At 72.9% G+C, this 23,666-nt stretch carries 21 protein-coding genes; 9 read left to right on the forward strand and 12 right to left on the reverse strand.

The genetic code is table 11. The features are described 5' to 3' along the window. The first annotated feature begins 76 nt into the window (after positions 1 to 76). Positions 77 to 1,321, forward strand: a complete 1,245-nt coding sequence (locus AC3IX6_RS37705; RefSeq protein WP_489367804.1) for a PucR family transcriptional regulator — start codon at positions 77 to 79, stop codon at positions 1,319 to 1,321. 34 nt (positions 1,322 to 1,355) lie between these two features. Here AC3IX6_RS37705 and AC3IX6_RS37710 read toward each other — a convergent pair whose 3' ends face one another. The 3 genes from AC3IX6_RS37710 to AC3IX6_RS37720 all read right to left on the reverse strand — a co-directional run bounded on the left by AC3IX6_RS37710 (position 1,356) and on the right by AC3IX6_RS37720 (position 4,534). Further along, a complete protein-coding gene (locus tag AC3IX6_RS37710; protein ID WP_489367805.1) occupies positions 1,356 to 2,270 on the reverse strand; it encodes a glycosyltransferase family 2 protein in 915 nt (304 codons plus the stop codon). An 80-nt stretch (positions 2,271 to 2,350) separates the two neighbouring features. Continuing rightward, a complete protein-coding gene (locus AC3IX6_RS37715) occupies positions 2,351 to 3,790 on the reverse strand; it encodes a L,D-transpeptidase (protein ID WP_489367806.1) in 1,440 nt (479 codons plus the stop codon). 210 nt (positions 3,791 to 4,000) lie between these two features. Next, positions 4,001 to 4,534, reverse strand: a complete 534-nt coding sequence (locus AC3IX6_RS37720; RefSeq protein WP_489367807.1) for an FBP domain-containing protein — start codon at positions 4,532 to 4,534, stop codon at positions 4,001 to 4,003. Positions 4,535 to 4,605: 71 nt separating this feature from the next. Here AC3IX6_RS37720 and AC3IX6_RS37725 point away from each other — a divergent pair, with 71 nt between their 5' ends. From AC3IX6_RS37725 to argG, 3 genes are all read left to right on the forward strand, one after another. Then, the gene (locus AC3IX6_RS37725) at positions 4,606 to 5,175 is read left to right on the forward strand and encodes a TetR/AcrR family transcriptional regulator (protein WP_489371681.1); all 570 of its coding nucleotides are present in this window, start codon (positions 4,606 to 4,608) and stop codon (positions 5,173 to 5,175) included. 64 nt (positions 5,176 to 5,239) lie between these two features. Then, positions 5,240 to 6,415, forward strand: coding sequence for an SGNH/GDSL hydrolase family protein (locus tag AC3IX6_RS37730; protein ID WP_489367808.1), 1,176 nt, complete (start codon positions 5,240 to 5,242; stop codon positions 6,413 to 6,415). 160 nt (positions 6,416 to 6,575) lie between these two features. Continuing rightward, positions 6,576 to 8,024, forward strand: a complete 1,449-nt coding sequence (gene argG / locus AC3IX6_RS37735; protein ID WP_489367809.1) for an argininosuccinate synthase — start codon at positions 6,576 to 6,578, stop codon at positions 8,022 to 8,024. A gap of 70 nt (positions 8,025 to 8,094) precedes the next feature. Here the strand turns inward: argG and AC3IX6_RS37740 are convergent, their stop codons facing one another. Continuing rightward, the gene (locus tag AC3IX6_RS37740) at positions 8,095 to 8,337 is read right to left on the reverse strand and encodes a DeoR family transcriptional regulator (RefSeq protein ID WP_489367810.1); all 243 of its coding nucleotides are present in this window, start codon (positions 8,335 to 8,337) and stop codon (positions 8,095 to 8,097) included. A gap of 185 nt (positions 8,338 to 8,522) precedes the next feature. On the opposite strand from AC3IX6_RS37740, the gene AC3IX6_RS37745 reads away from it, so the two are divergent. The 3 genes from AC3IX6_RS37745 to AC3IX6_RS37755 all read left to right on the forward strand — a co-directional run bounded on the left by AC3IX6_RS37745 (position 8,523) and on the right by AC3IX6_RS37755 (position 10,030). Then, positions 8,523 to 9,305 carry a GntR family transcriptional regulator gene (locus AC3IX6_RS37745; protein ID WP_489367811.1) on the forward strand — a complete coding sequence of 261 codons (783 nt, stop codon included), beginning with the start codon at positions 8,523 to 8,525 and terminating at the stop codon, positions 9,303 to 9,305. Between the two features lie 141 nt (positions 9,306 to 9,446). After that, positions 9,447 to 9,653 carry a hypothetical protein gene (locus tag AC3IX6_RS37750; RefSeq protein WP_489367812.1) on the forward strand — a complete coding sequence of 69 codons (207 nt, stop codon included), beginning with the start codon at positions 9,447 to 9,449 and terminating at the stop codon, positions 9,651 to 9,653. 23 nt (positions 9,654 to 9,676) lie between these two features. Beyond that, entirely contained in the window at positions 9,677 to 10,030 is a 354-nt protein-coding gene (locus AC3IX6_RS37755) for a VOC family protein (protein WP_489367813.1), read from the forward strand. 74 nt (positions 10,031 to 10,104) lie between these two features. On the opposite strand, the gene AC3IX6_RS37760 is transcribed toward AC3IX6_RS37755, so the two are convergent. The 4 genes from AC3IX6_RS37760 to AC3IX6_RS37775 all read right to left on the reverse strand — a co-directional run bounded on the left by AC3IX6_RS37760 (position 10,105) and on the right by AC3IX6_RS37775 (position 13,716). Then, positions 10,105 to 11,454 carry an MFS transporter gene (locus tag AC3IX6_RS37760; protein WP_489367815.1) on the reverse strand — a complete coding sequence of 450 codons (1,350 nt, stop codon included), beginning with the start codon at positions 11,452 to 11,454 and terminating at the stop codon, positions 10,105 to 10,107. Between the two features lie 101 nt (positions 11,455 to 11,555). Then, positions 11,556 to 12,173, reverse strand: coding sequence for an RNA 2',3'-cyclic phosphodiesterase (gene thpR, locus AC3IX6_RS37765; protein WP_489371682.1), 618 nt, complete (start codon positions 12,171 to 12,173; stop codon positions 11,556 to 11,558). A 32-nt stretch (positions 12,174 to 12,205) separates the two neighbouring features. Then, positions 12,206 to 12,697, reverse strand: coding sequence for an isochorismatase family protein (locus AC3IX6_RS37770; protein WP_489367816.1), 492 nt, complete (start codon positions 12,695 to 12,697; stop codon positions 12,206 to 12,208). 110 nt (positions 12,698 to 12,807) lie between these two features. Beyond that, the gene (locus AC3IX6_RS37775; RefSeq protein WP_489371683.1) at positions 12,808 to 13,716 is read right to left on the reverse strand and encodes a GlxA family transcriptional regulator; all 909 of its coding nucleotides are present in this window, start codon (positions 13,714 to 13,716) and stop codon (positions 12,808 to 12,810) included. Positions 13,717 to 13,854: 138 nt separating this feature from the next. On the opposite strand from AC3IX6_RS37775, the gene AC3IX6_RS37780 reads away from it, so the two are divergent. Further along, the gene (locus AC3IX6_RS37780; RefSeq protein ID WP_489367817.1) at positions 13,855 to 14,568 is read left to right on the forward strand and encodes an MBL fold metallo-hydrolase; all 714 of its coding nucleotides are present in this window, start codon (positions 13,855 to 13,857) and stop codon (positions 14,566 to 14,568) included. 123 nt (positions 14,569 to 14,691) lie between these two features. Beyond that, on the forward strand, positions 14,692 to 17,241 hold the full coding sequence (locus AC3IX6_RS37785) for a galactose oxidase family protein (protein ID WP_489367818.1): 2,550 nt from the start codon (positions 14,692 to 14,694) through the stop codon (positions 17,239 to 17,241). 67 nt (positions 17,242 to 17,308) lie between these two features. Here AC3IX6_RS37785 and AC3IX6_RS37790 read toward each other — a convergent pair whose 3' ends face one another. The 4 genes from AC3IX6_RS37790 to AC3IX6_RS37805 all read right to left on the reverse strand — a co-directional run bounded on the left by AC3IX6_RS37790 (position 17,309) and on the right by AC3IX6_RS37805 (position 23,629). Then, the gene (locus AC3IX6_RS37790) at positions 17,309 to 20,680 is read right to left on the reverse strand and encodes a S8 family peptidase (protein ID WP_489367819.1); all 3,372 of its coding nucleotides are present in this window, start codon (positions 20,678 to 20,680) and stop codon (positions 17,309 to 17,311) included. A gap of 119 nt (positions 20,681 to 20,799) precedes the next feature. Beyond that, positions 20,800 to 22,065, reverse strand: a complete 1,266-nt coding sequence (locus AC3IX6_RS37795; RefSeq protein ID WP_489367820.1) for a cytochrome P450 — start codon at positions 22,063 to 22,065, stop codon at positions 20,800 to 20,802. Continuing rightward, a complete protein-coding gene (locus tag AC3IX6_RS37800) occupies positions 22,062 to 22,628 on the reverse strand; it encodes a carboxymuconolactone decarboxylase family protein (RefSeq protein ID WP_489367821.1) in 567 nt (188 codons plus the stop codon). Before AC3IX6_RS37800 ends, AC3IX6_RS37795 begins: the two co-directional genes overlap by 4 nt. A gap of 5 nt (positions 22,629 to 22,633) precedes the next feature. Next, complete coding sequence (locus AC3IX6_RS37805; protein WP_489367822.1) at positions 22,634 to 23,629, reverse strand: 3-oxoacyl-ACP synthase III family protein; 996 nt, start codon at positions 23,627 to 23,629, stop codon at positions 22,634 to 22,636. Positions 23,630 to 23,666: the final 37 nt, after the last annotated feature.

Here is a 23,666-nt window from a genome sequence, read left to right on the forward strand (position 1 = left end):
CGGTGCGCCGCCCCTGTCCCCTGGCGGTACGCGCAGAATGCTTCCTCCCGCGTTTGTGCACGGTGACAATGCGGGGATGGACGACGCGGGCGGGACGACGGGTGCGGCACCGGGCGTGGCATCAGGTGGGACGGCGGACGGGGCGCCGGGTGGGGAGTCCGCGGCCGCGCGGGAGCTCGCCGCCGCGCTGCTGCCCCGGATACCGGAGATGGCGGCCGAGACCGTCGCCCGGCTGACCGCCGACATCCCCGCCTACCGGCTGCTGCCCGACAGCGTCCTCGGCGGGGACCTCGTCGCGAACACCGAAGCCGTGCTGCACCTGTTCTTCACCACCGTCGCCGAAGGGCGGGCGCCCACCGAAGCGGAGCTGGCGGCCCCCGTCGCCTGGGGCGCCGAGCGGGCCCGGGACGGGGTCCCCCTGGAGGCGGTGCTACGGGTCTACCCGCTCGGCGCCCGCCGGGCCTGGGAGCTCGCCGCGGCCGGTCCGGACCCCGTCGCCGATCCGTACGCCCTGGTCACAGGCCTGCTTGCGTTCCTCGGGGAGGTGATGCCCAAGGTCGCCGAGGCCTACCTGCGGGAACAGGCCGACCTCGACTGGGAGCAGCGCGAACACGGCCGCAACCTCGCCGGAGTCCTGCTCGCGGGCCGTCCGGCGCGCCGCGCGGCCGAACGGTACGGACGCACGCTGGCCGAACGGTACGAGGTGGTCGTCCTGCGCCTGCCCGAGGCCCCCGGCGGCGCGACGAACCGGATCCTGCGCGCCCTGCGCTCCGAACTGGACGGGAACCCCGAGGTGCTGGCCACCTTCAAGGGCGAAGGCGGCGTCTTCCTGGTCCCGCTCGGCCCGGACGGCGCGACCCGGCGGCTGCTCGCCCGGCTCGACACGGCGGCCGAACTGCGGTGCACGGCGGCGGCCGCCGTCGCCGAGGACCACGGATCGATCCCGCGGGCCCAGACCGAAGCCTCGGAAGTGCTCTCCCTGGCCGAGGACTTGGGGCGCCCGCCGGGGCTCTACCGGCTGGCCGACCTGGCCGTCGAGTACCAGCTCGTGCAGCCCGGCCCCGCCCGCGACGCCCTCGCCCGCGTCCTGGCCCCCCTCGACGACCAGCCCCATCTGATCGCCACGCTGCGGGAGTTCATCGCGGCCGGCTACCGGCGGGCCGAGGCCGCCGAAGCCCTCACCGTCCACCGCAACACCCTGACCTACCGCCTGGGCCGCATCCGGCTGCTCACCGGCCACGACGCCACCGACCCCACGGGAGCCCGCCACCTCGCGGCCGCCCTGACGGCGTACGCCGCGGCCCGCCGCACCGGCCCCTGAGCCGCACCGGCGGGCCGGTTGCCCACCCGGGTCCTCACAGGACCGGCGGTCGGCCCGCGGCCGTGAGGCGGGCCACGGTCCGCCAGCGCAGGGGCCGTCGCACCTGGTCGTGGCGGGCCGCCCACCCTTCGCGCAGGCCTTGGAAGGAGTCCCGGAGTCCGCCGCCGCGCAGCCCGCGCAGCACCGTGACGGCCGTCCAGATGCCCAGGTACGCGGGGATGAGGGGCGCGGGGAGGTTGCGGTAGGCGAGCCAGACGCGGTTCCGGGCGGCCAGCCGGTGGAAGAGCGCGTGCCGGGTGGGGCTGGTGACCGGGTGGTGCATCCGGACCTCCGCCGCGTACCAGCCGGTGCCGCCCTGCTCCCAGAGCCGGTACGCGAGGTCGATGCCCTCGTGGTACAGGAAGAAGTCGGGCCAGCCCCCGGCCGCGTCGAAGGCGTCCCGGCGGACCATGACCACGCCCTCGGTCATGGTGGCGATCGTGCCGGGCCGTCCCGGATCGCCGGTGTGCAGCCGGGGCACCCAACGGCGCGGCGTCGTGGTGTCGTCGGGCCCGGTCAGCCGCGGCTGGACGTACGCGGCCTCCGGGCGCCGGCGGGCTTCGGCCACCAGCCGGGACAGGACGTCGGGCCGGGGGAAGGAGGCGTCGTTGTCGAGGAAGAAGAGGAACTCGCTGCCCGTGTCCCGCAGGGCGAGCGCCCCGCGGTTGCGGCCCTCGGGGATGCCGAGGTTCTCCGGGAGGGTGACGACGGTGGCCCCGTCCACGGAGAGGGAGGGGCGGCAGCCGTTGCCGACGATGACGATGCGGAGCTCGACGTCCTCCTGCGCGAGGAGCGTGCGGACGGCCGCGGCCTCCTCGTCGGGGCGGTCGTTCATCGTCAGCAGGACGACGTCGATCCCGGTCGCCGCGGGGGAGGCGGACGGGGTGGGGCGTGGGGAGGAGGCGGGCACGGAGCGGATGCTATCGGAGCCGCCGTGCCCGCCCCCGCCGCGTCTGCCTCCACAGGCGGGAAGCCGGGAAGCGGGACGGTTCAGGTGAGGGGGAGCAGCCGGGACGGTCCGTGCGCCGACGCGAGCGCGGAGGCGGACGCGAGCGGGGCGTCGGTGGCGGCGCCCAGCGCGCTGCCTGCCAGCCAGGCGTCCCAGCCGAGGTTCCAGTCCCCGAACCCGTTGGCGAACGGGGCCATCGGCTCACCGCCGCTGTTCACCACCGACACCACATCCCCCTCCCGCACCGTGTCGAAGAACCAGGCCGCGTCGGCCGTGCTCATGCCGGTGCAGCCGTGGCTGACGTTCTCCTCGCCCTGCGCGTCGACCGACCAGGGCGCGGCGTGCACGTACTCCCCGCTCCACGTCACCCGGGTCGCGTAGAAGACGGGCAGGTCGTAGAACTCGCTCGTACCGCGCTTGATGCCCACGGTGTCCCCGCGCATGCGCACCTTGCGCTCCTTGCCGAGCACGACCTTGATGCCGGTGCGCGTCAGGAAGCCCGCCTTGCCGGTGGTCACCGGGATGGTCCGGACGGTCCGGCCGTTGCGCCGTACGGTCATCTCGTGCTCGGCGGCGTCGGTGACCGCCTCGATCCGGTCCCCGATGGTGAACCGCAGGGGCTCCGAGGGGCCGCCGTACTCCCGCTCCCCGACCTCGACCCCGTCGAGGCCGCTGACCACGTGCACCACGGCGTGGGCGGGCCAATAGGTACGGGGCCGGTAGTGCAGGGTCGAGTCGTCGACCCAGTGCCAGGCGCCCTCGACGGCCGGTTCCGAGGTGACCTGCAAGGCCCGCTCCAGCCGGGCCCGCGCTGCCCGGTCGGCCGCCGGGACGGGGCGGCTCAGGGAGGCCGTCACGATCTGCCCGGCCCCGTACGTGCCGGGCCGGGGCCCGAACTCGGCCGTGAGCCGGTCGTCCCGCGCCTCGTCCCGCGCCGTCGCCGCGGTCCGGAACGCCATGGTCACGCCGACCGGGGTCCCCGCCGCGTCCTGGGCGCCGACCCGGACGGTGTAGGTCTCACCGGCCCGCAACGGCTCGGTGTTGCCCCAGTGGTGCCCCCGGGCGCCCAGGGCGCCGCCCACGTAGCGGCCGTGGCCGTCCTGGACGGTGACGTAGGTGAGCAGCCCCGGTCCGGCGAGGGCGATCTCCAGGGGGCCGGCCGCGTCGGTGGGCAGGACGACCGTGTGCGCCGCCGCCCGGGCCGCGCCGCGGGACGCGGGATCGCGGACCACGGAACCGGCTCCGCTGGCGGTGGCCCGGACCACCTGCTGTTCCAGCCCGCTGCACAGTCCGGCCCGGAAGGCGTCCATCGCGCACCGCCGGCCCCCGCCGTCCAGCACCCGGCCGACCAGCAGCTCGACGGAGCCGGCGGGCTGACCGCCGGTGTGTCGGCCGTCGGTCTGCGGCCCGTCACCGGACCGCGACGCGGACTGCGGCGCGGCGGCGACGACGAAGACCACCCCGGCCACCGCTCCGGCCACGCTCCACGTCCTGCTCCGTCGCCGGAGTCCTCCACGGTGTGTCGATGACAGCATGCGCGCCACGCAGCCCTCCCAGATCGCTCGGCCGGATGGCAGCATCAAAACGATTTCCGGGCAGCCCGATGATCATGAACTCGGCCCATGGGGCCGAACGGGCACCGAAGAGGACTCGGACGGAGTAACGGAGTGGTGCAGCAGCGCAGTGGCGCTTCAGGCCGTCGCGGTGACGCCGCCGACGGCCGTGACGCCGCCGACGGCCGTGACGTTGGCGAAGAACGCGGCGAGGTTCGCGACCGTCCGCTGGATCTTCTCCTCCAGGGTGAGCGATTCGCGGAGCCGGGCGTCCGGGCCCGCGTCCTTCTTGCCCCGCACGTAGAGCGAGCAGGCGAGGTCGCCGCAGATGTAGATCCCCACGGTGTTGCCCTGCTGCCCGGCCTTGCCCGCCTTCGGCGCGACCATCAGTGAGACGCCCCCGGTGTGGGTGGTCAGGCACAGCGAGCACATGCTGCGCCGCGCCTTGGAGGGAGCGGCGCCGGAGGAGCGCAGCGCGAGGGCGACCGGGCGGCCGTCCAGCTCGGCCACGAGGTAGGCGCGCTCGGGGGCCTTGGGGTCCCACCAGCCGAGGAAGTCCAGCTCGGCCCAGGGCCGTTCGGCCAGGTCGCGGGGTACGGACAGGCGCTTGGCCTCGCCCTTGGTGCAGTTCACGAAGGCGGTGCGGATCTCTTGCTCGGTCAACGGCTTCATGAGCGGCAGGCTAATTTGCCTAAAGGTTTTAGGCAAATGCATAATGGCTATCGCCAGCTAGGAGGCACATGATGGTTCGAGCAGGACTCACCACCGAGCGGCTGACCCGGGCGGGCGCGGAGCTCGCCGACGAGGTCGGCTTCGAGCAGGTGACCGTCTCGGCGCTCGCCCGGCGGTTCGACGTCAAGGTCGCGAGCCTCTACTCGCACCTGAAGAACTCCCAGGACCTCAAGACCCGGATCGCGCTCTTCGCCTTGGAGGAACTGGCCGACCGGGTCGCGGCCGCCCTGGCCGGGCGGGCCGGCAAGGACGCCCTCGCCGCCTTCGCGGACGCCTACCGGGACTACGCCCGCGAGCACCCCGGCCGCTACGACGCCGCCCGGCTCCGGCTCGACCCCGAGACGGCGGCCGCCGGCGCGGGCGTCCGGCACGCCCAGATGACGCGGGCCATCCTGCGCGGCTACGAGCTGACGGAACCCGACCAGACGCACGCGGTCCGGATGCTCGGCAGCGTCTTCCACGGCTACGTCAGCCTGGAGCTCGGCGGCGGCTTCAGTCACACCGCCGTGGACCCGCAGGAGTCCTGGGACTGGATCGTGGACTCGCTCGACGCGATGCTGCGCAGGCCCGCAGGCCCGTAACTCCGTAACCGCGCACATCCCGTAACCCGTAACCCGTAACCCCGATCACCACGAGGCTGAGGCGATGACCACCGACCACGACCGGATCACCACGCCGATCACCGAGGACCTCCTGCGCGGCGCGGCCGACGTGGAACGCACCGCGCACGGGCTGCTGCCCCACCGGCTGCCCGCCCGGGCCCGCCCGCAGATCCCCGACGAGCAGCTGGCCGCGGCCGAGGCCCGGCCGTCCGGCGTGCGCCTGGCCTTCCGTACCCGCGCCACCGTCATCGAACTGGACGCCCTGCCCACGAAGAGGGCCTACCGGGGCTTCCCGGCCTCGCCGGACGGCGCGTACGACCTCGTGATCGACGGCGTGCTCACGGCCCGGGCCACCGTGCCCGGAGGCAGGGTCCGCACCCTCGACCTGGCCACCCAGGCGGTCGAACTGGAAGAGGGGCCGCCCGGCACCGCCCGCTTCGCGGATCTGCCCGCGCGGGACAAGGGCGTGGAGATCTGGCTCCCGCACACCGAGATCACCGAGCTGATCGCGCTGCGCACCGACGCCCCCGTCACCCCGGCGCCGGACAGCGGGCGCCGGGTGTGGCTGCACCACGGCAGCTCCATCAGCCACGGCTCGAACGCGGAGCGTCCCACCGGCACCTGGCCGGCCCTGGCCGCGGCGCGGGGTGCGGTGGACCTGCTCAACATGGGGTTCTCCGGCAGCGCCCTGCTGGACCCCTTCACCGCCCGCGCGATGCGCGACACCCCCGCCGACCTGATCAGCGTCAAGATCGGCATCAACATCGTCAACCTGGACGTGATGCGGCTGCGCGCCTTCACCCCCGCGGTGCACGGCTTCCTCGACACCCTCCGCGAGGGCCATCCGGCGACGCCGCTCCTCGTCGTATCGCCCATCCTGTGCCCGATCCAGGAGGACACCCCCGGCCCCCTCGCCACCGACTTCAGCACCGGGACCCTGCGGTTCAAGGCGCTGGGCGACCCCGCCGAACGGGCCGCCGGGCGCCTGACGCTGGGCGTCGTCCGCGAGGCGCTCGCCGGCATCGTCGCGCAGCGCGCGGCCGAGGACCCGCACCTGTACTACCTCGACGGCCGCGACCTCTACGGAGCTTCGGACCACGCCGAGCTGCCGTTGCCCGACGACCTGCACCCCGACCCCGCGGGGCACGTGCGCATCGCCGAGAACTTCGCCCGCCACGCCTTCGCCGCCGGTGGCCCCTTCGCCCCGCCGGCCGGCTGAACCCCCTCGCGCCGCGGCCCGGCGGGGCGTCCCCACGGGGCCCCGCCGGACTCGCCGCTCGCACGGCCGCGCGTCACAATGACGGCACGTCCGTCCGGTGCCCGGAGCGTCAGCGGCCCGTCATTTTGCATGAACATGCATCATCGCGCATACTCATCCCATGTCAAAGGTTCTCACCTCCCTGCCCACCGGCGAGCGCGTCGGTATCGCCTTCTCCGGCGGCCTCGACACCTCCGTCGCCGTCGCCTGGATGCGCGACAAGGGTGCCGTCCCCTGCACCTACACCGCCGACATCGGCCAGTACGACGAGCCCGACATCGCGTCGGTGCCCACGCGGGCCACGGCGTACGGTGCCGAGATCGCGCGCCTGGTCGACTGCCGTGCGGCGCTCGTGGAAGAGGGCCTGGCGGCTCTCGCCTGCGGCGCGTTCCACATCCGCTCGGGCGGCCGCGCCTACTTCAACACGACGCCGCTGGGCCGCGCCGTGACCGGCACCCTGCTGGTCCGCGCGATGCTCGAGGACGACGTGCAGATCTGGGGCGACGGGTCGACCTTCAAGGGCAATGACATCGAGCGGTTCTACCGCTACGGCCTGCTCGCCAACCCGCACCTGCGCATCTACAAGCCCTGGCTCGACGCGGACTTCGTCACCGAGCTCGGCGGCCGCAAGGAGATGTCGGAGTGGCTGCTCGCCCACGAGCTGCCTTACCGCGACAGCACGGAGAAGGCCTACTCCACCGACGCCAACATCTGGGGCGCCACCCACGAGGCGAAGACCCTCGAGCACCTCGACACCGGCGTGGAGACCGTCGACCCCATCATGGGCGTCCGGTTCTGGGACCCCTCGGTCGAGATCGCCACCGAGGACGTGACCATCGGCTTCGAGCAGGGCCGCCCGGTCACGATCAACGGCAAGGAGTTCGCCTCCGCCGTCGACCTGGTCATGGAGGCGAACGCCATCGGCGGCCGGCACGGCCTGGGCATGTCGGACCAGATCGAGAACCGGATCATCGAGGCCAAGAGCCGCGGCATCTACGAGGCTCCGGGCCTGGCCCTGCTGCACGCCGCGTACGAGCGCCTCGTCAACGCGATCCACAACGAGGACACGGTCGCCCAGTACCACAACGAGGGCCGCCGCCTCGGCCGCCTCATGTACGAGGGCCGCTGGCTGGACCCGCAGGCGCTGATGATCCGCGAGTCCCTGCAGCGCTGGGTGGGTACGGCGATCACCGGTGAGGTGACGCTGCGCCTGCGCCGCGGCGAGGACTACTCGATCATGAACACCACGGGCCCGGCGTTCAGCTACCACCCGGACAAGCTGTCCATGGAGCGCACCGAGGACTCGGCGTTCGGCCCGGTGGACCGCATCGGCCAGCTCACCATGCGCAACCTCGACATCGCCGACTCCCGCGCGAAGCTGGAGCAGTACGCCGGCCTCGGCATCGTCGGCACCACGCACCCCGCGCTGATCGGCGCCGTCGAGGCGCCCGGCTCCGGCCTGATCGGGGCCATGCCCGAGGGCGGCGCCGAGGCGATCGCCTCGCGCGGCGAGGTCTCCGGCGACGACGAGCTGCTGGACCGTGCCGCGATGGAGTTCGGCACCGACTAGTCGCTGCCGCGGCAGGACGTGACGCGCCGCCCGTGGTCCCCGTGGGGACCACGGGCGGCGTTCCTTTTCGTCACGAGGCCGTGGTCAGCCAGGGGGCGACCGCGCCGCCACGGACCCGGCGCACCTCGCCCCGGGAGTCCAGGAGCCGCAGGTCGCGGTGGATGGTCATCGCGCTGACGTCCAGTTCGCGGACGAGTCGTTCGAGGGAGACGTAGCCCTCCCGGCACGCCGTCTCGACGATGTGGTGCTGCCGGGAAGCGGCGGTCGGCTTGCCCGTCGCCAGACTGATTCCGGAGCCCCGTCGGCTGCTCATCCGTGCGCCTCTTCCTGTAGCGATATGGGCCAGATGTAGACCAAAAGTAGACCACGAAGAGTGGCCGGAACTCGGTCGAAGGTCCCCTGGTCACAGGTCCGTGGACTGGCCGGGGCCCCGTGGCGGCTCAACCTTCTGGTCCATTCCTGGTACAGAGGCGGTCTGCCGAGGTGAATACTGGAGGGGTGAACCAGCCTCTCGACCTGCGACCCGTCCTCCGGGACGGGTCGAAGCCCGTCCACGTGCAGGCGCGCGACGCGATCGCCGACGCCCTCGCCGCAGGGGTCCTCGCCCCCGGTACGCGCCTTCCCTCCGAACGTCACCTCTGCGAGCGCCTCGGCGTCAGCCGGGTCACGCTCCGCAAGGCGCTGCACGCGCTCCAGGAGGAGGGCCGGGTCGGGTCGGCGGAGCGGGCGGGCTGGCACGTCGCGGCCGGCGCCGCCGCAGCGGCGGTACCGGCCTTCGACCACACCTCGGAGCTGATCGGCGGGCTCAAGGAGTACAGTCGCCGGTTCGGGTTCACCCCGACCGCGCGGGTGTTCGGCGCCAGGCTGCGCCCGGCGGACTTCGAGGAGGCGGAGACCCTCCAGGTGCTGCCCGGGGCGGGGATCTTCGAGCTGGACCGGGTGCGGCTCTTCGACGACGCGGTCATGTGCCACTCCGTCACCCTCGTCCCGGCCGAGCGCGCCCCGGGCATCGGCGAGGCCGACTACACCACCGCTTCGCTGTACGCCGAGCTCACCGCACGCGGCATCGTCCCCACCCGCGCGAACTACACCGTCCACTCCTCCCTCGTCCCCGCGGACGAGGCCCCCCTCCTCGAGCTGGACGAGGGTGCTCCCGTACTCCACATCGAGCAGCTCACCTACGACCAGCACGGTCGGCCCTGCGAGTACAACCGCGTCGTCTATCGCGCCGACCGCTACCGCTTCCACGCCACTCTGACGGCGGGTCCCGGGCGGGGCTGAGGGTCTGCGGGACCGAGGAGCCGAGGGACTTGGGGACCGATGGCGCCCGGAGTGGGGACTTTTGGTCTCTTGCGCGGGATCAAGCCGGTCGTAGATTGGGCAAAAGGGATGCTTGATCGGTTTGAGGAAGGGGCGAGCGCGATGACCGAGGTGCAGTGGGAGGTCGGCGCGTACCGGTTGACGGTGTCGCTGCCGGAATCGGACGCGCCGTGGGCGGCCGAGGGTACGAAGGGGCTGAGGGGGATCCGCCCGATGTTCGAGGGGCGGGGACCCGAGCCCCGTCCGCTCCCCGAAGTCGAGACCGGGGTGAACCCTCTGCTGCTGGGCGCGCTCGGCAAGGGATTCTGACGGCGTCCTGGCAGGATCGCCGTATGGAACGTGTGCTGGGAATCGGTGGATATTTCCTGCGGGCCGCAGATCCGGCGGCCCTGGGCGCGTGGTACCGGGATTGCCTGGGGCTGGACTCGGACGAGCACGGTCTGTGGCGCCAGGGAGCCGGACCGACGGTGTTCGCGCCGTTCGATTCCGGGACCGACTACTTCGGTTCCCCCGCCCAGCAGACCATGCTCAACTTCCGCGTCCGCGACCTGGACGCGATGCGCGCGCAGTTGCGTGCCAAGGGGGCGGACGTGGCGCAGGAGACCCAGGACATGGACGGTGTCGGCCGGTTCGGCTGGGTCACCGACCCCGAGGGCAACCGGATCGAACTGTGGCAGCCCGCCTGATCGCGGCTTCGCGCGGAAGACCGTGACCGGGCGGGCTGCGGGGCTGCGGGGGTTCTCGGCGGGGGAGCGGTCCCTCAGGCGCCGGCCGTGGTGGCCGGCTCGCGGGTGGACGCTTCCCGGGCCTGGGCCTGGGCCTGGGCCGGAGCCGGAGCCGCGGACGGCTGGGCGGCGTACACCGCCTCCGCCGGGAGGTGGCGCTCCAGCCGGATCATGGCGAGCGCGGCGCCCAGCGCGGCGACGGTCAGGAACGCCCAGGGCAGTCGGCCGTCGAGCGCGAGCAGCCCGGTGAAGAGGGACGGGGCCAGCGCGGTGGCCAGGGAGTACGACAGCTGGTAGGTGGCGAGGTAGCGGCCGCGCACGGCCTCGGGCGCGGCCGAGACCGACAGGGCGCCGCCCGAGGGACTGTGGACCAGTTCGCCGACCGTGTAGACCACCACGATCACCAGCAGGGCGACCAGCGTCGCCGTCTGTCCGGGCCGGACCGTACCGAGCACGATCTGCCCGACGAAGGCCGCCGCGAAGAGCAGCGCCCCGAGGGCCGCGGAGCGGGTGCGCCGGGCTCCGGAACGGCGGACCCGGCTCGCGATCAGGACGCCGATCCCGGCGCAGAGGGCGGTGTTGACGGTGAAGGCCGCACCGGTGAGGGAATCGGGTCCGTGCAGCCAGGTGCTGATGTAGAGCGGGAAGAGGACGGACAGGGCCGCGTACCCGAGCGCGGTCAGGAAGTTGGCGGCGGTCAGGCCCAGGAAGGGTCGGTCGGCGAGCACCATCCGGTAGCCCGCGGGCGGACGCCTGGCCGAGCCGGGTGCGCCGCCGCCCGTGCCGAGTTGGCCGTCCCCGTGGTCCCGTACCGGCTTCACGCGGGTGACGAGCAGTCCGGCGAGCGCGAAGGCGACCGCGTTGCCCCAGGCGGTGTACGTGAACCCCGCCGTGCCCCACAGGGCCAGGACCCCGGAGACGATCAGGGCGCCGGCGCCCATGCCCGCGTTCTGCAGGGCCCGGATGGAGGCCTGGAGCCGGTCACGGGCGCCGCCGCGGGCCACTTCGCCGATGAGCGACTGCTGCACGACGGGGAAGGAGCGGTCGGCGAGGGCCGTGATCAGCGCGACGGCGGCGAAGGCCGGGAGGGACCCGGCGAGCGGGTAGAGGGCGAAGCCGAGGGCCCGTACCGCGTAGAGCAGCAGGTTGACCTTCCTGGCGCCGAACCGGTCGACGGCCGAGCCGGCGAGGGGCATGACCGCGAGCCCGGCCAGGCCGGTCGCCGTCAGCACGATGCCGACGAGGGCGAAGGAGAGGCCGGTGACGTGGTGGAAGAAGACGAGCGAGAAGGGGATGTACATCCCGATCCCGATCGCGCTGATGCCCACCCCGAGGAGCAGCGACCGTTCGCCCGCCACCCGTTCCTCGCGCATGCCCTTGACCACGTCGATCTCTCCCCCGATTAGATTGCTGGAAAGTAGCTTAGTTCTAAGCTGCTTTGCGTCAAGGGGTTTCTTCGCGGTCGCCGGCGGAGGGGTGTTGAGGTTCAGTCCTCCCCGCCGCCGAGGTTCCACGCCTCGATGTCGCGGTAGTGGATCGGCCCCGGGCCGCGGCCGATGTTGCTGCCGACGAGGTGCAGGCGCTCCGTCCGCCAGCGGCGACCGGTGAACCCGGTGAGTCCGGCGGCGGCCTCCACCGCCGAGGAGACGTCGTTCCGGCGGGCGCGGGCCAGCGTCAGATGGGGTCGCAGCGGCCGGTCTTCGAAGGGGATGCCGCACTCCTTGACCACGGCGCGGACATCGGCGGCGAGCCGGTGCAGTCCGTCGAGGTCCCCGTCGATCCCGCTCCACAGCACCCGCTCGCCGAAGTGGCCGCCCCCGTGCAGGGCCAGGCGTACGGGACCGCGCGCCGCCGCGAGCTCCGCGAGCGGCGGCCGCAGCAGCGGCACGGCCTCGACCGGCAGCTCGCCGAGGAACGCCAGGGTGATGTGCCAGTCCTCGATGCGGTTCCACCGCATGTGCGGGTACGCGGCGTACGCGGGGCCCAGCTCGCGCGCGAGTTCCTCCTTCGCGTCGTCGGGCGGGGCGAGGGCGATGAACACGCGAACGGTCGCGGGCCCGGTCTGTTCGTTCACATCGTTCACAGGAGACTTCGTACCGTGCATCGGGCGGTCCGGTCGTTCGTCGTGCATCGTGATCAGGCGTAGTGCGCCGTGTTGTGCACGTCGCCGAACCTGGGGAAGATCCGCTCCACGGTGAACTCGTGCTCGTCGGCGGCGAAACCGGACATGGCGTCGGCCACGAACTCCAGCTCGTAGCCGAGGTCGCTCGCGGCCCGTGCCGTGGACTCGACCCCCATCGTGGTGACGAGCCCGCCGAGCACCAGCGTGTCCACGCCCAGGCCGCGCAACCGGTCGTCCAGGCCGGTGTCGTGGAACGCCCCCACGGTGTGCTTGACGACCAGGACGTCGCCCGGCCGCACCAGACCGTCGGCGAAGCCGCTGCCCGGCGGCTGTTCGGCGACGCCCGGCCGGTCCACGCGGACGAGCACCACCGGACGCCCGTTCGCCCTGAAGGCCTCGGCCAGCCGGAGGCAGCGGGCCAGTACCTCTTCACCGGAGTGAGGGGCGACCGGCATGTCGATGATGCGGGGCATCAGGTCGATGAGGATCAGTGCGGCGGAGGTCACGGAAACGATCATAGGACAGGGCCGCCCCGGCGCCGGGGGCCCGCCGGCCGGGGCCCGGAGGGAGGCGTCCAGCCCGGAGGGGACCGGCGGGAGGCGCCCCGCGAAAGGAACTAGGGCGTGCTCGTGAAGGAGCGGCGGTACGAGCGGGGCGGAACTCCCCTGCGCCGCACGAACTGTTCGCGCAGGACCGCCGCGCTGCCGTAGCCGACCCGGCGGGCGATCTCCTCGACCGGCAGGTCCGTGCTCTCCAGGAGCTCCTCCGCGCTGCTCAGCCGCAGGTTCCGCAGCCAGGCGTGCGGGGTGGTGCCCGTAGCGGCGGTGAACCGGCGGGCGAAGGAGCGCTTGCTCATCATGGCGCGGTGGGCCAGCTCCGTGACGGGAAGCGGCTCGTGGAGGTGGTCGCGGGCCCAGGCGAGCACCTCGGAGAGCCGCTCGTCCCGGCAGTCCTCGGGGACGGGTGCGGCCAGGTACTGGGCCTGCCCGCCGTCGCGGTGCGAGGGCAGCACCATGTCCCGGGCGACGCCGTTGGCCATCGCGGCCCCGTGCTCCCGGCGCAGCAGGTGCAGGCACAGATCGAAGCCGGCGGCGGCTCCGGCGCCCGTGACGATCCTGCCTTCGTCGATGTACAGGGCGTCCGGCTCGACGGCGACGTCCGGATGGCGGTGGGCCAGCAGCTCGGCGAACCGCCAGTGCGTGGTGGCCCGTAGGCCGTCGAGCAGTCCCGCCTCGGCGAGCGCGAAGGTACCGACGCAGTGGGCCGCGAGCACGGATCCGCCCCCGTACGCGGAGACCAGCGCCTCGATCACCGCCGGACCGGGCGGTGTACGGAAACCGGCCCCCGGCAGGGCGATCACCAGATCGGCGGCGGCCAGCCGGTCGAGGCCGTGCTCGATCGCGAGCGGTACGCCGATGTCGGTGGGGACCGGCCCGGGCCGCTCGGCGCACAGGGCGAAGTCGAAGCCGGGCAGCCCCTGTCCGTGCGGGCCGAAGACCTCGGAGACGATTCCGACGGCGAGCATGCCGACACCGGGCGGGACGTACGCGGCGACGCTCGTGAAAGGGGGCACGGGGGCAGTCTGTCACTGTGGCACGAATCCTGCGATCACTGGCAGGTGTGCCACTCGTCCGCTCCCCGGCGGCCCGGCAGGATTACGGCCATGACGAACACGACGAACACGACGAACACGACGACAGACTTCGCAGCAGACACCACGACCACCACGGCGGACACCACGGCGGACGCGACGACCATCGCGACGGTCGCCGCGCAGGACCTCCGCACCGACGCACCGCTCGGCCGCAGCGCCGTCTACAAGGTCCTCACCACCGGCTACGTCGGCTCTACCGGCCCCGGGGTCGCCGCCACCGTCTCGTACGTATCCGACGCCGGCCGCCACTTCATCTTCGACCCGGGCATGGTGGCCGGCCACGCGGACATCCTCGGCCCGCTCGCGGAGCTGGGGCTGGGCCCCGAGGACATCACCGACGTGGTGCTCAGTCACCACCACCCCGACAACACCATGAACGTGGGCCTGTTCGGCCGGGCCCGGGTGCACGACCACAAGGTGGAGTACCAGGGCGACCAGTGGACGAACCGCGACGCCGAGGGCTACGAACTCACCCCCTCCCTGCGCCTGATCCGCACGCCGGGACACAGCCACGAGGACATCACCCTGCTGGCCGGGACGGATTCGGGTGTGGTGGCTTTCGCCGGCGACCTGTGGTGGCACGCGCAGGGCCCCGCCGACGACCCGGTGGCCCCGGACCGCGAGGTGCTGCGCGCTTCCCGGCTGCGGGTGCTCGCCGCGGCGGACCTGATCGTCCCCGGCCACGGCGGCCCGTTCGCCGCCGGCGACACCGTACCGGTCTAGACCTTCCCTCCCGGATCGCGCCGGTGGCTGCGGTTTTGCGTCAACTCTCCCCTCATTTAGGTGAGTTGCTGCCATGCTGACCTATCTTCCATGGGGCATACCGGTTCGCCCCAGGAGGTCAGATTGCAGTCCAGGCGCTTCCTCGCCCTACCCCGCGCCCTACGCCGATCCCGTCTGCTCATCGCCTTCGGCCTCGGCGCGCTGCTCATCGGCTTCACGCCGTGGCTCGGGGTCGCGAGCCCGACGCCCGCGCCCGCCCCCAGCCCCGCGCCCTTCGGCGATCAAGCGGCGAAGCAGTCGCCGCACCACGGCATCGCACCGGCGAACGCCATGGAGCCGACGGCCCCCGTCCTCGACCGGACCGGATGGACGGCCGTGGCGAGCGACGAGGAGACGGTCCGCGAGAACGGCCGCGCCTCCCAGGTCCTCGACGGTGACACCGCGACCCTCTGGCACAGCAGGTGGTCGGGCACCACCCCGGCCCCCCTGCCGCACAGCATCACCATCGACATGCACCGTACGGCGGTCGTCTCGGCGCTCGTCTACACCCCGCGCACCAACGGGGCCAACGGGCGCGTCGGCGAGTACACCCTCAGCGTCAGCGCGGACGGGGTGAGCTGGCCGGCCCCGGTCGCCGGCGGCACGCTCGCGGACGACGGCAGCGCCAAGACGCTCGGGTTCGCCCCGCAAGGGGCCCGGTTCGTACGGCTGACGGCGCTCACCGAGGCCGGCGCCCGCGGCCCGTGGACCTCCGCCGCCGAGATCAACCTGCTCGGCGACCCCGGTACCCCGGAAGCCACCGTGGACCTGGCCCGGACCGGATGGACGGCCGTGGCGAGCGACGAGGAGACGGTCCGCGAGAACGGCCGCGCCTCCCAGGTCCTCGACGGTGACGCCGCGACCCTCTGGCACAGCAGGTGGTCGGGCACCACCCCGGCCCCCCTGCCGCACAGCATCACCATCGACATGCACCGCACGGCCGCGGTCTCCGCACTCGTCTACCACCCCCGCACGAACGGCGTCAACGGCCGCGCGGGCGCGTACACCGTCACCACCAGCACCGACGGAGCCGCCTTCGGCGCGCCGGTGGCCGCGGGTACCTGGCGTGACGACGACACCGTCAAGACCGCCACCTTCACCCGTACCGCGAACGCCCGGTTCGTACGGCTGACCGTGACCACCGAGGCCGGCGCCCGCGGCCCGTGGACCTCCGCCGCCGAGATCCGTCTGAGCGGGCCGGCCGCCCCCGCCGCCCACGGATCCTGGGGCCGGATCACCGGCTTCCCCCTGGTTCCGGTGGCCACCGCCGTCCTGCCGGGGGACAAGCTGCTGGCCTGGTCCGCGTACGCCGTGGACCGCTTCGGCGGCAGCAACGGCTACACCCAGACCGCGATCCTCGACCTGAAGACCGGCAAGGTCACCCAGCGCCGCATCGACAACACCGGCCACGACATGTTCTGCCCCGGCATAGCCATGCTGGCCGACGGCCGCGTGCTGGTCACCGGGGGCAGCAACGCGGAGAAGGCCAGCATCTACGACCCCGCCACCGACGCCTGGTCCGCCACCGACAGCATGAACATCCCGCGCGGCTACCAGGCCATGACACTGCTCTCCACCGGCGAGGCCTTCGTCCTGGGCGGATCCTGGAGCGGGCCCGCGGGAGACAAGGCCGCCGAGGCCTGGTCGCCGGTCACCCGCACCTGGCGCGGTCTCCCCGGAGTCCCCGCCCTCCAGGCCTCCACGGCCGACCCGGCCGGACCCTACCGCGCCGACAACCACATGTGGCTGCACGCCACTTCGGGCGGCAAGGTGCTGCAACTGGGCCCGAGCAAGCAGATGAACTGGATCTCGACCACCGGTACGGGCAGCATCACCCCGGCCGGCACCCGGGCCGACAGCGCCGACGCCATGACGGGCAACGCCGTCGCCTACGACATCGGCAAACTGCTCACCCTGGGCGGCTCGCCCGCCTACCAGAACAGCCCCGCCACGCGCCGCGCGTACACCGTGAGCATCGCCGGCAGCCAGGTCGAAACCGCCCGTACCGGAGACATGGCGTACGCCAGGGCCTTCGCCAACAGCGTGGTCCTGCCCGACGGCAAGGTGATCGTCTTCGGCGGACAGGCCTACCCGGTCCCCTTCAGCGACGCGACCTCGGTCCTGACCCCCGAACTGTGGGACCCCGCGACCGGCGCCTTCACCCCGCTCGCCACCATGGCCGTTCCGCGCAACTACCACAGCGTGGCCAACCTGTTGCCGGACGGCAGGGTCTTCTCCGGCGGCGGAGGCCTGTGCGGCGACTGCGCCACCAACCACGCCGACGGGGCCGTCTTCACCCCGCCCTACCTGCTCAACCCGGACGGTTCGCCGAAACCGCGCCCCGAGATCACGGGGGGAGTCCCCTCCAGGACGCCCCCCGGCACCACCCTGACGCTCTCGACGTCCACCTCCACCCCGGCGGCATCCTTCGTCCTGATGCGGGCGGCAGCTGCGACCCACTCCACCGACAACGACCAGCGACGGATCCCCCTCGCCTCCACCGCCACGGGAACCGGCACCCACACGGTGTCCCTGCCCGCCGACCCGGGCGTGGTCCTGCCGGGGAACTACATGCTCTTCGCCCTCGACGCCCAGGGAGTACCGAGCACGTCCCGCTTCCTCACCATCTCCTGACCGCGCACGCGGTCCGGCCCGGCACCCGCGCGGTGCGGGGCCGGGCCGGAGCGTCGTACGGGGCGGCTCAGGGAGCGAGCAGGTAGGCGTTCGTGATCGTCTCCCGCACGGTGTTGCCGGCCTTGTCCCGCAGGTCCACCCGGAACGACACGGCCTTGGCCGCCGCCGGGTGCCGCACGGTCACCGAACGCGCGCCGTCCGCGTCCGTCGCCACCGCGAGGAGCCGCCAGGTCGCGCCCCCGTCGAAGGAGACCCTGACCGTCAGCGCGGCGACCTGCCCCGCCGCGGCGGCCGCCCCGCCCACCCGCAGCGGCACCTTCAGCGTGCCGCCCGCCGGCGCCGTGCCGCTCAGGCTCAGCTTCGGCGCGAGCCGCACCGTGGACAGCGGCAGCGCCGCGGCCTCGTCCGTGGTCGGACGGGCCGAGGTGAACGTCCAGACCGCGTTCACCTTCGTGCTGGTCGAGGTGTCCTTGGGGGACCGGCTGGCCTCCTTGGTCAGTCGGTACGTCGCCTTGCCGGCCGGCACCTCGGCGCTCAGCCAGCCGTTCGGCGGGGTCTCGGCGATGACCCGGCCCCCGGACTCCAGCCGGGTGAAGCCGCCGGTGGTGACGGACGAGCCGGGGTGGCCGCCGCCGTCGTTGAAGAGCCCGACGTTGAAGTCCACGTAGTCACCGGTCCGCGTCGCGGCCTGTTCCTTCCCGGCCGCCAGGTTGGGGCCGACCACGCCGGTGTTGAAGTTCAGCGTGTACCGCCGGCCCGGCTGGTACGACCGGACGTCATGCGTGTAGATCATGCTCGGCTCGCCCTGGGGGTTGATCTGTGAGGCGACCCAGGACCAGTGCACCCCGCCTTCGGTGCTGACGTACTGGGTGCTCGCCAGCGGCAGGCTCTGCTCGGTGGGGTCCTGTACTCCGGAGGTGTAGCCGCTGGAATCCATCGGCGTCGCGTAGATCAGGCCTTTCGCTCCGGTGACCGAGGCGCCGAAGCCGAGCTTCACCTCGGCGACGTCGGCCTTGGTGAGCTTGCGGTCGAGCCCGGTGAACCAGCTGCCCGAACGGTTGAAGGCGAGCCGGTAGTCGATGTTCTTGCCGACCGCCCCCGGCGTCTTCCACAGACCGTTGTACTGCGCCCGCAGCGTGGGCGCGGCCGGACCCAGGTGCTGGGTGAGGATCTTCGTCGCCCCGTCGGTGGCCCACATGTCGGACACCATCGCGGCCCCGTCGTAGAACCCGGCGTAAGCGCTCACCAGTTTCGCGGACGGATCCGGCGGGGTGACGTTGAACGGCTTGGCCTTGCGGGCGTCGAAGGCGACCGTGGTCTTCCCGGTGAGCTTCAGCACCGGCTGGACGAAGAAGCCCAGGGTGGAGTCCGGGCCCCAGAGGACGGCCTCCAGCAGGTAGTCGCCCTTGGGCAGCCGCTGGACGACCGTGCCGCTCGGGTCGTACCGGACCTCGAAGCGGCCCTCCATGCCGGTGCCGAGCTTCGTGACCGTGGTGTAGTACGTCAACGGGTTCCCGCCGTTGACGTCCAGGTGCTTCAGGGTGACGTCGTAGGACTCCACCTCGCGCTCGACCACGAGACCGGTGCGCACCTCCTGCCCGTCCCCGGAGGCCAGCACGGTTCCGCCGAAGGCGCCGTCGACGGAGCCCTTGCGGGTGTCGGCGGTGACGGTGGTCGTCGCGGTGCCCCCGGCGGGGACGGTGAGCTGCGCGTCCTTCACGGTGAACATCCCGGCCGGGGCCGGACGTCCGGACGGGTCGGTGCCGACCGTGCTCAGCTTCAGCGTGACCGGCTTGGTCCCGTGGTTGCGGTACGTGAGGGACTTGGACACCGGCTTGTCGTCGGCGTGCGGCCAGAGCTGCGTACCGAAGGCGAGGGAACCGGGATCGGCCGTGACGACGGCCTTGCCGGCCCGGACCAGGTCGACGCGGCCCGCGCCCTGCTGGTAGGCGTTGAGCTTCGGGTTGGGCGTGGCCGAGGCGGTCAGCAGGGCCTTGATCCGGGCCCCGCTCCAGGTCGGGTGCTGCTGCTTGACCAGCGCCGCGGCGCCCGCGACGTGCGGGGTGGCCATCGAGGTGCCCGACATGCTGACGTAGCCCTCGGGGGGCCCGGGTTCCGTGCCCTGCGTGGTCGCGGCGGCGGTGATCTCGACGCCCGGCGCGGTGATGTCCGGTTTGGCCAGGCCATCGGCGGTCGGACCGCGGCTGGAGAAGTCCGCGAGCTGGTCCTGCTCGTCGACCGCGCCGACGGTGAGCGCCGCCGCGGCGCTACCGGGCGTGCGCATCGTGCCCGCCTTGTCGCCCTCGTTCCCGGCGGCCACCACGAACAGCGCCTTGCCGGAGAGCTGGGCGACCGCTTCCTCCATGGGGTCGACGCCCGGCTGGTCGGGAGAGCCCACGCTCATGTTGACCACCGTCGCACCCTGGTCCACGGCCCACTGCATGCCGCTGACGATCTCGGATTCGGAGCCGAAGCCGTCGTCGCCCAGGACCTTGCCGTCCAGGAGCTGCACACCGGGTGCCACGCCCTTGTAGAGGCCGCCCGACCGCGCCCCCGACCCGGCGATCGTGGAGGCCACGTGCGTACCGTGCCCGTACCGGTCCTTGGAGTCGGGCGAGCTGCTGAAGTTCTTCTGCAGGGTCTCGACGCCCTTGAGGTCCGGGTGGGTCTCGTCGACCCCCGTGTCCAGGACCGCCACCTTGACGCCCTTGCCGGTGAAGCCCGCCTTCCACATGGCGGGCGCGCCTATCTGCGGCACGCTCTTGTCCAGCGTGGCGCTCACCTTGCCGTCCAGCCACAGGTGGTTGACGGCCGGGACGGGCGCGGAGCCCAGTGTGCGGGCGTCCTTCCGGCCGGTGACCGCCGTCCACAGGGCCGCGGCGTCGGCCTTCCGCGCGTTGAACGCCTCGCCCGCCACCGCGGGCAGTTCGCGGCGGTCGCGGGCGACCGCCGCCAGTGTGTCGCCGGCGGCCCCGAAGGTCTTGGCCCCCGAGGCGTCGCGCCGGTAGCCGGCGATCAGGGGCAGCGTGGTGCGGTGCGCGTCGTCGTACCCGTCCCTGACCAGCGCGGCGACATCGAACAGGCGCCGGTCGAGCACCCCGTCGGCGACCAGTCGCAGGGCGTCCTGCGGAATGACGTACGTGTGCGCGCCCTCGCGGCGCACCGAGAAGGCGGTCCCCTCACGGCCCGCGCCGCGGAGCAGCTGCTCGACGCTGCCGTCGCCCTTGACGACGACCCGGTCGCCGGTGATCAGGGTCACCGTCGCCGACGGCTTCGATTCCTTCTTCGCCCGGCCATCGGCCGGACCCCCCTTGCCGTCCTGTGCGGCAGTGCCCGCGGCCAGTGCCGGAGCGACGCCGACCGACACCGTGCCCGCGATCAGCGTCCCGGTCACCGCCGCGGCGAGCGCCGTCCTTCGGGCCTTCCTTGCGAATCCCACCCGTGTTCCCCCGCGTTCGTGTGCATGCCAATGCGTGTGGGGTATCACGCCGGGTGGGCCCGGTCGGTTCTCCGCGGGCGCGAGAAATATCAACTCGCACGCCAACTCGTCCGCGGAGGTCACCAGGTGACGGGGAGCTCCCGCACGCCGTAGACGATGGTGTCCCGCTGGAACACGAGCTGCTCCTCGGGTACGGCCAGGCGCAGGCCCGGCAGTTGGCGCAGGACGGTTTCCAGCATGACCTGGAGCTCGACCCGGGCCAGGGTGTGGCCCAGGCACTGGTGGGCGCCGTGGCCGAAGGCCACGTGGCGGCGCGCGTCCCGGGTCACGTCCAGCTCGGCCGGGCAGGCCGCGGCGCCGTCCGGCGAACCGAAGGGCTCTGCCTGCCGGTTGGCGGTGGACAGCATGCAGATCACCCCGTCCCCGGCCCGGATCGCCGCTCCGCCGACCGTGACGTCCTCGGTGGCGGCGCGGCCCAGGCCGAGGTGGATGATCGTGAGGTAGCGCAGCAGCTCCTCCACCGCCCCGGGAATCAGGGCCGGTTCGGCCCGCAGCCGGGCGGCCTGGTCGGGGCGGCGCAGCAGGGCCAGGACACTGAGCGCCGCCATGTTGGTGGTGCTCTCGTGGCCGGTGATCAGGAGCATGAAGCCGAGCGAGGCCGTTTCCCGCGCGCTCAGATCGGGCCGGACGGCGAGCCGGCTGAGGATGTCGTCCCCGGGATCCTGCCGCTTCCGCTCGGCCAGCCCGGCCAGGTAGCCCATCAGCTCGCGGTGCGCCTCGGCCGCCCGTCCGGGGTCGGTGGTGTTGTCGAGCAGGGTCCGGCTGAGCGACTGGAACAGTGCGTGGTCCTCGTACGGGACCCCCAGCATCAGGCAGATGACCAGCGACGGCACCGGCAGCGCGAAGTCCGCCACGAGGTCGGCGGTCCGGCGTCCGCCGGCGGTCATGGCCTCCACGGCGGCCCCGACCACGTCCGCGATGGCCGGGCGCAGTTCCTGGACCCGGCGGCTCAGGAAGTCCTTGGCGACCATCCGGCGCAGCCGGGCGTGCTCCGGATCGTCCATCCGGATGAAGCTGGGCTGAGCGGTGGCCAGTTGACGCTGGCCGGGGGAGAGGAAGGGGAACCCGGGGGTGCGCGCGTCGGCGCTGAAACGGGCGTCGGCGAGCACCGCCCGCACCTCCGCGTGGCCCGTGACGAGCCAGCAGGGGGTGCCGTCGGGGAGCTCGGCACGGCTGACCGGAGCCTCGGCGGCGGCCTGCGTGTAGCCGGGCGGCGGGTCGTACGGGCAGGTGCCGTAGGGGGCGGGCAGGGCGGTCGGCGCGGTGGTGGCGGAGGCGGAGGCGGAGGCGGTGGTGGTGGCGAGGGTCATGGTGGCGGATCTCATCCGGAAGGGGTTCGGCCGCCGTCGGGCGGCGTGTGGAGGGCGCCGAGCGTGGCGCACATGGTGGCGCACTGCCCGGCGAGGATCAGCAGTTCGATCAGCTGGTCGGGGCGCAGTCCGCCCGCCAGCCGGTCCCACAGCGGCTGCGGCAGCGACTCCCCGGCCGCGAGCGCGTCGGAAGCCTCCAGCAGGGCCATGTCGGCGTCGGACCACGGGTGTTCGGCAAGGGGCAGGGCGGTTGCAGTCACCTCCCGGGAGTCCAGCCCGGCGTCGGCGGCGACCGCGCGGTGGCGGTCGAACACGAAGGACCCGCCGCGGCGGTGCGCGGTGCGCAGGACGACCAGCTCCCGCTGACGGCCCGTCAGGGTGCCTTCGTGGGTGAGGACCCGGGCGAGGGAGAGCCAGGCGTGGGCGAGACCGGGATGGTGGGCGAGGGTCCCGAAGAGGTTCACCCGGCCCGGTCCGTCCTTCGCGGATCCGGCCAGCAGCGCGCGCAGCGCGGGAGTCCACCGCTCGGGAGGCAGCGGGGTGATGCGTACGGGGAGCTCGGGCTGTCCGGCGGTCATCGGGCTCACCACCGGCAGATGACGACGCCGGCGCTCGCCCCGCTCGCGAACCCGAACATGCCCACCAGGTCGCCCGGGTGGAGCCGGTCCGATTTCAGGGCGGTGGCCAGTTGCAGGGGGATGGTGTTGGTCGCGACGTTGCCGTGCTCGGGGAAGGTGGACAGGATCCGCGAGGGATCCACACCCACCCAGCCGCACGCCACCCGGGTGAAGGGGACGGACGGCTGGTGCACGCAGACGAGGTCGAAGTCCTCGACGTCCACCCCGAGTTCGCGGACCGCTGCGCGCACCTTGGCCGGCATCCCGTCGAAGGAGGCCACCAGCCGGGCCGAGTCGATCTCCAGGCGGCCCATCGTGCGGTGGTTCGCGTACGGATTGGTCAGCGTCGCCGCCTGCCAGCCCCAGGAGTTGGCGAAGAAGCGGCTCCCGAGGATCCCGGGCCTCGTGCTCGCGCAGACCAGTACGGCCGAGCCCATGTCGCCGGTGCTCAGGCTCGGCAGGGCGTTCAGCACCTCGTCCGGGTCCGTGACGCTCCAGCGGCTCTCCCGGGTGCTGACCTCGGCGCTGGTGATCAGCACCCGCCGGTACTGTCCGGTCCGCACGAAGGCGTCGGCCACCTCCAGGGCGTTCAGCACGCCGTTGCAGGCGTTCTTCAGGTCGAACACCGGGCAGTCCAGGCCGAGTTTGGCCGCCACCACATGGGCGGTGGCCGGTTCCTCCATATCGGCGAGGATGCCGGCGTACAGCAGCAGGTCCACCTTCCGTGCCGGGGTGCCGCTCTCCTCCAGCAGACTGCGGGCGGCGTGCACCGCCAGGTCGGAGGGCTGCTCCCCGTGTGCGGCCACGGTGCGCTGGGCCAGCCCGTACATGTGCTGGAGCACACCCCGGGACATCGGAATGCCGGGGCTGCCCGCCCGGAAGCGGTCTTCGACCGCGGCGACGCTCTCGCGCCCCTCCGGTACGTGGACGGTGGCGTGGACGACGGCGCTGTGAACGGCCAAGGGTACGGAGCCTTCTGCTGGTGGGGGACGGCGGCGG

Source organism: Streptomyces sp. GL_141, from assembly GCF_057834385.1.

What these genes read in the sequence shown, in the direction of transcription:
- AC3IX6_RS37705 (WP_489367804.1), top strand. Translation starts at nt 77, where the DNA reads ATGGACGACGCGGGCGGGACGACGGGTGCGGCACCGGGCGTGGCATCA.
- AC3IX6_RS37720 (WP_489367807.1), bottom strand. Translation starts at nt 4,534, where the DNA reads ATGAAGCCGTTGACCGAGCAAGAGATCCGCACCGCCTTCGTGAACTGC.
- AC3IX6_RS37725 (WP_489371681.1), top strand. Translation starts at nt 4,606, where the DNA reads ATGGTTCGAGCAGGACTCACCACCGAGCGGCTGACCCGGGCGGGCGCG.
- AC3IX6_RS37730 (WP_489367808.1), top strand. Translation starts at nt 5,240, where the DNA reads ATGACCACCGACCACGACCGGATCACCACGCCGATCACCGAGGACCTC.
- argG (WP_489367809.1), top strand. Translation starts at nt 6,576, where the DNA reads ATGTCAAAGGTTCTCACCTCCCTGCCCACCGGCGAGCGCGTCGGTATC.
- AC3IX6_RS37740 (WP_489367810.1), bottom strand. Translation starts at nt 8,337, where the DNA reads ATGAGCAGCCGACGGGGCTCCGGAATCAGTCTGGCGACGGGCAAGCCG.
- AC3IX6_RS37750 (WP_489367812.1), top strand. Translation starts at nt 9,447, where the DNA reads ATGACCGAGGTGCAGTGGGAGGTCGGCGCGTACCGGTTGACGGTGTCG.
- AC3IX6_RS37755 (WP_489367813.1), top strand. Translation starts at nt 9,677, where the DNA reads ATGGAACGTGTGCTGGGAATCGGTGGATATTTCCTGCGGGCCGCAGAT.
- thpR (WP_489371682.1), bottom strand. Translation starts at nt 12,173, where the DNA reads ATGCACGGTACGAAGTCTCCTGTGAACGATGTGAACGAACAGACCGGG.
- AC3IX6_RS37775 (WP_489371683.1), bottom strand. Translation starts at nt 13,716, where the DNA reads ATGCTCGCCGTCGGAATCGTCTCCGAGGTCTTCGGCCCGCACGGACAG.
- AC3IX6_RS37780 (WP_489367817.1), top strand. Translation starts at nt 13,855, where the DNA reads ATGACGAACACGACGAACACGACGAACACGACGACAGACTTCGCAGCA.
- AC3IX6_RS37795 (WP_489367820.1), bottom strand. Translation starts at nt 22,065, where the DNA reads ATGAGATCCGCCACCATGACCCTCGCCACCACCACCGCCTCCGCCTCC.
- AC3IX6_RS37800 (WP_489367821.1), bottom strand. Translation starts at nt 22,628, where the DNA reads ATGACCGCCGGACAGCCCGAGCTCCCCGTACGCATCACCCCGCTGCCT.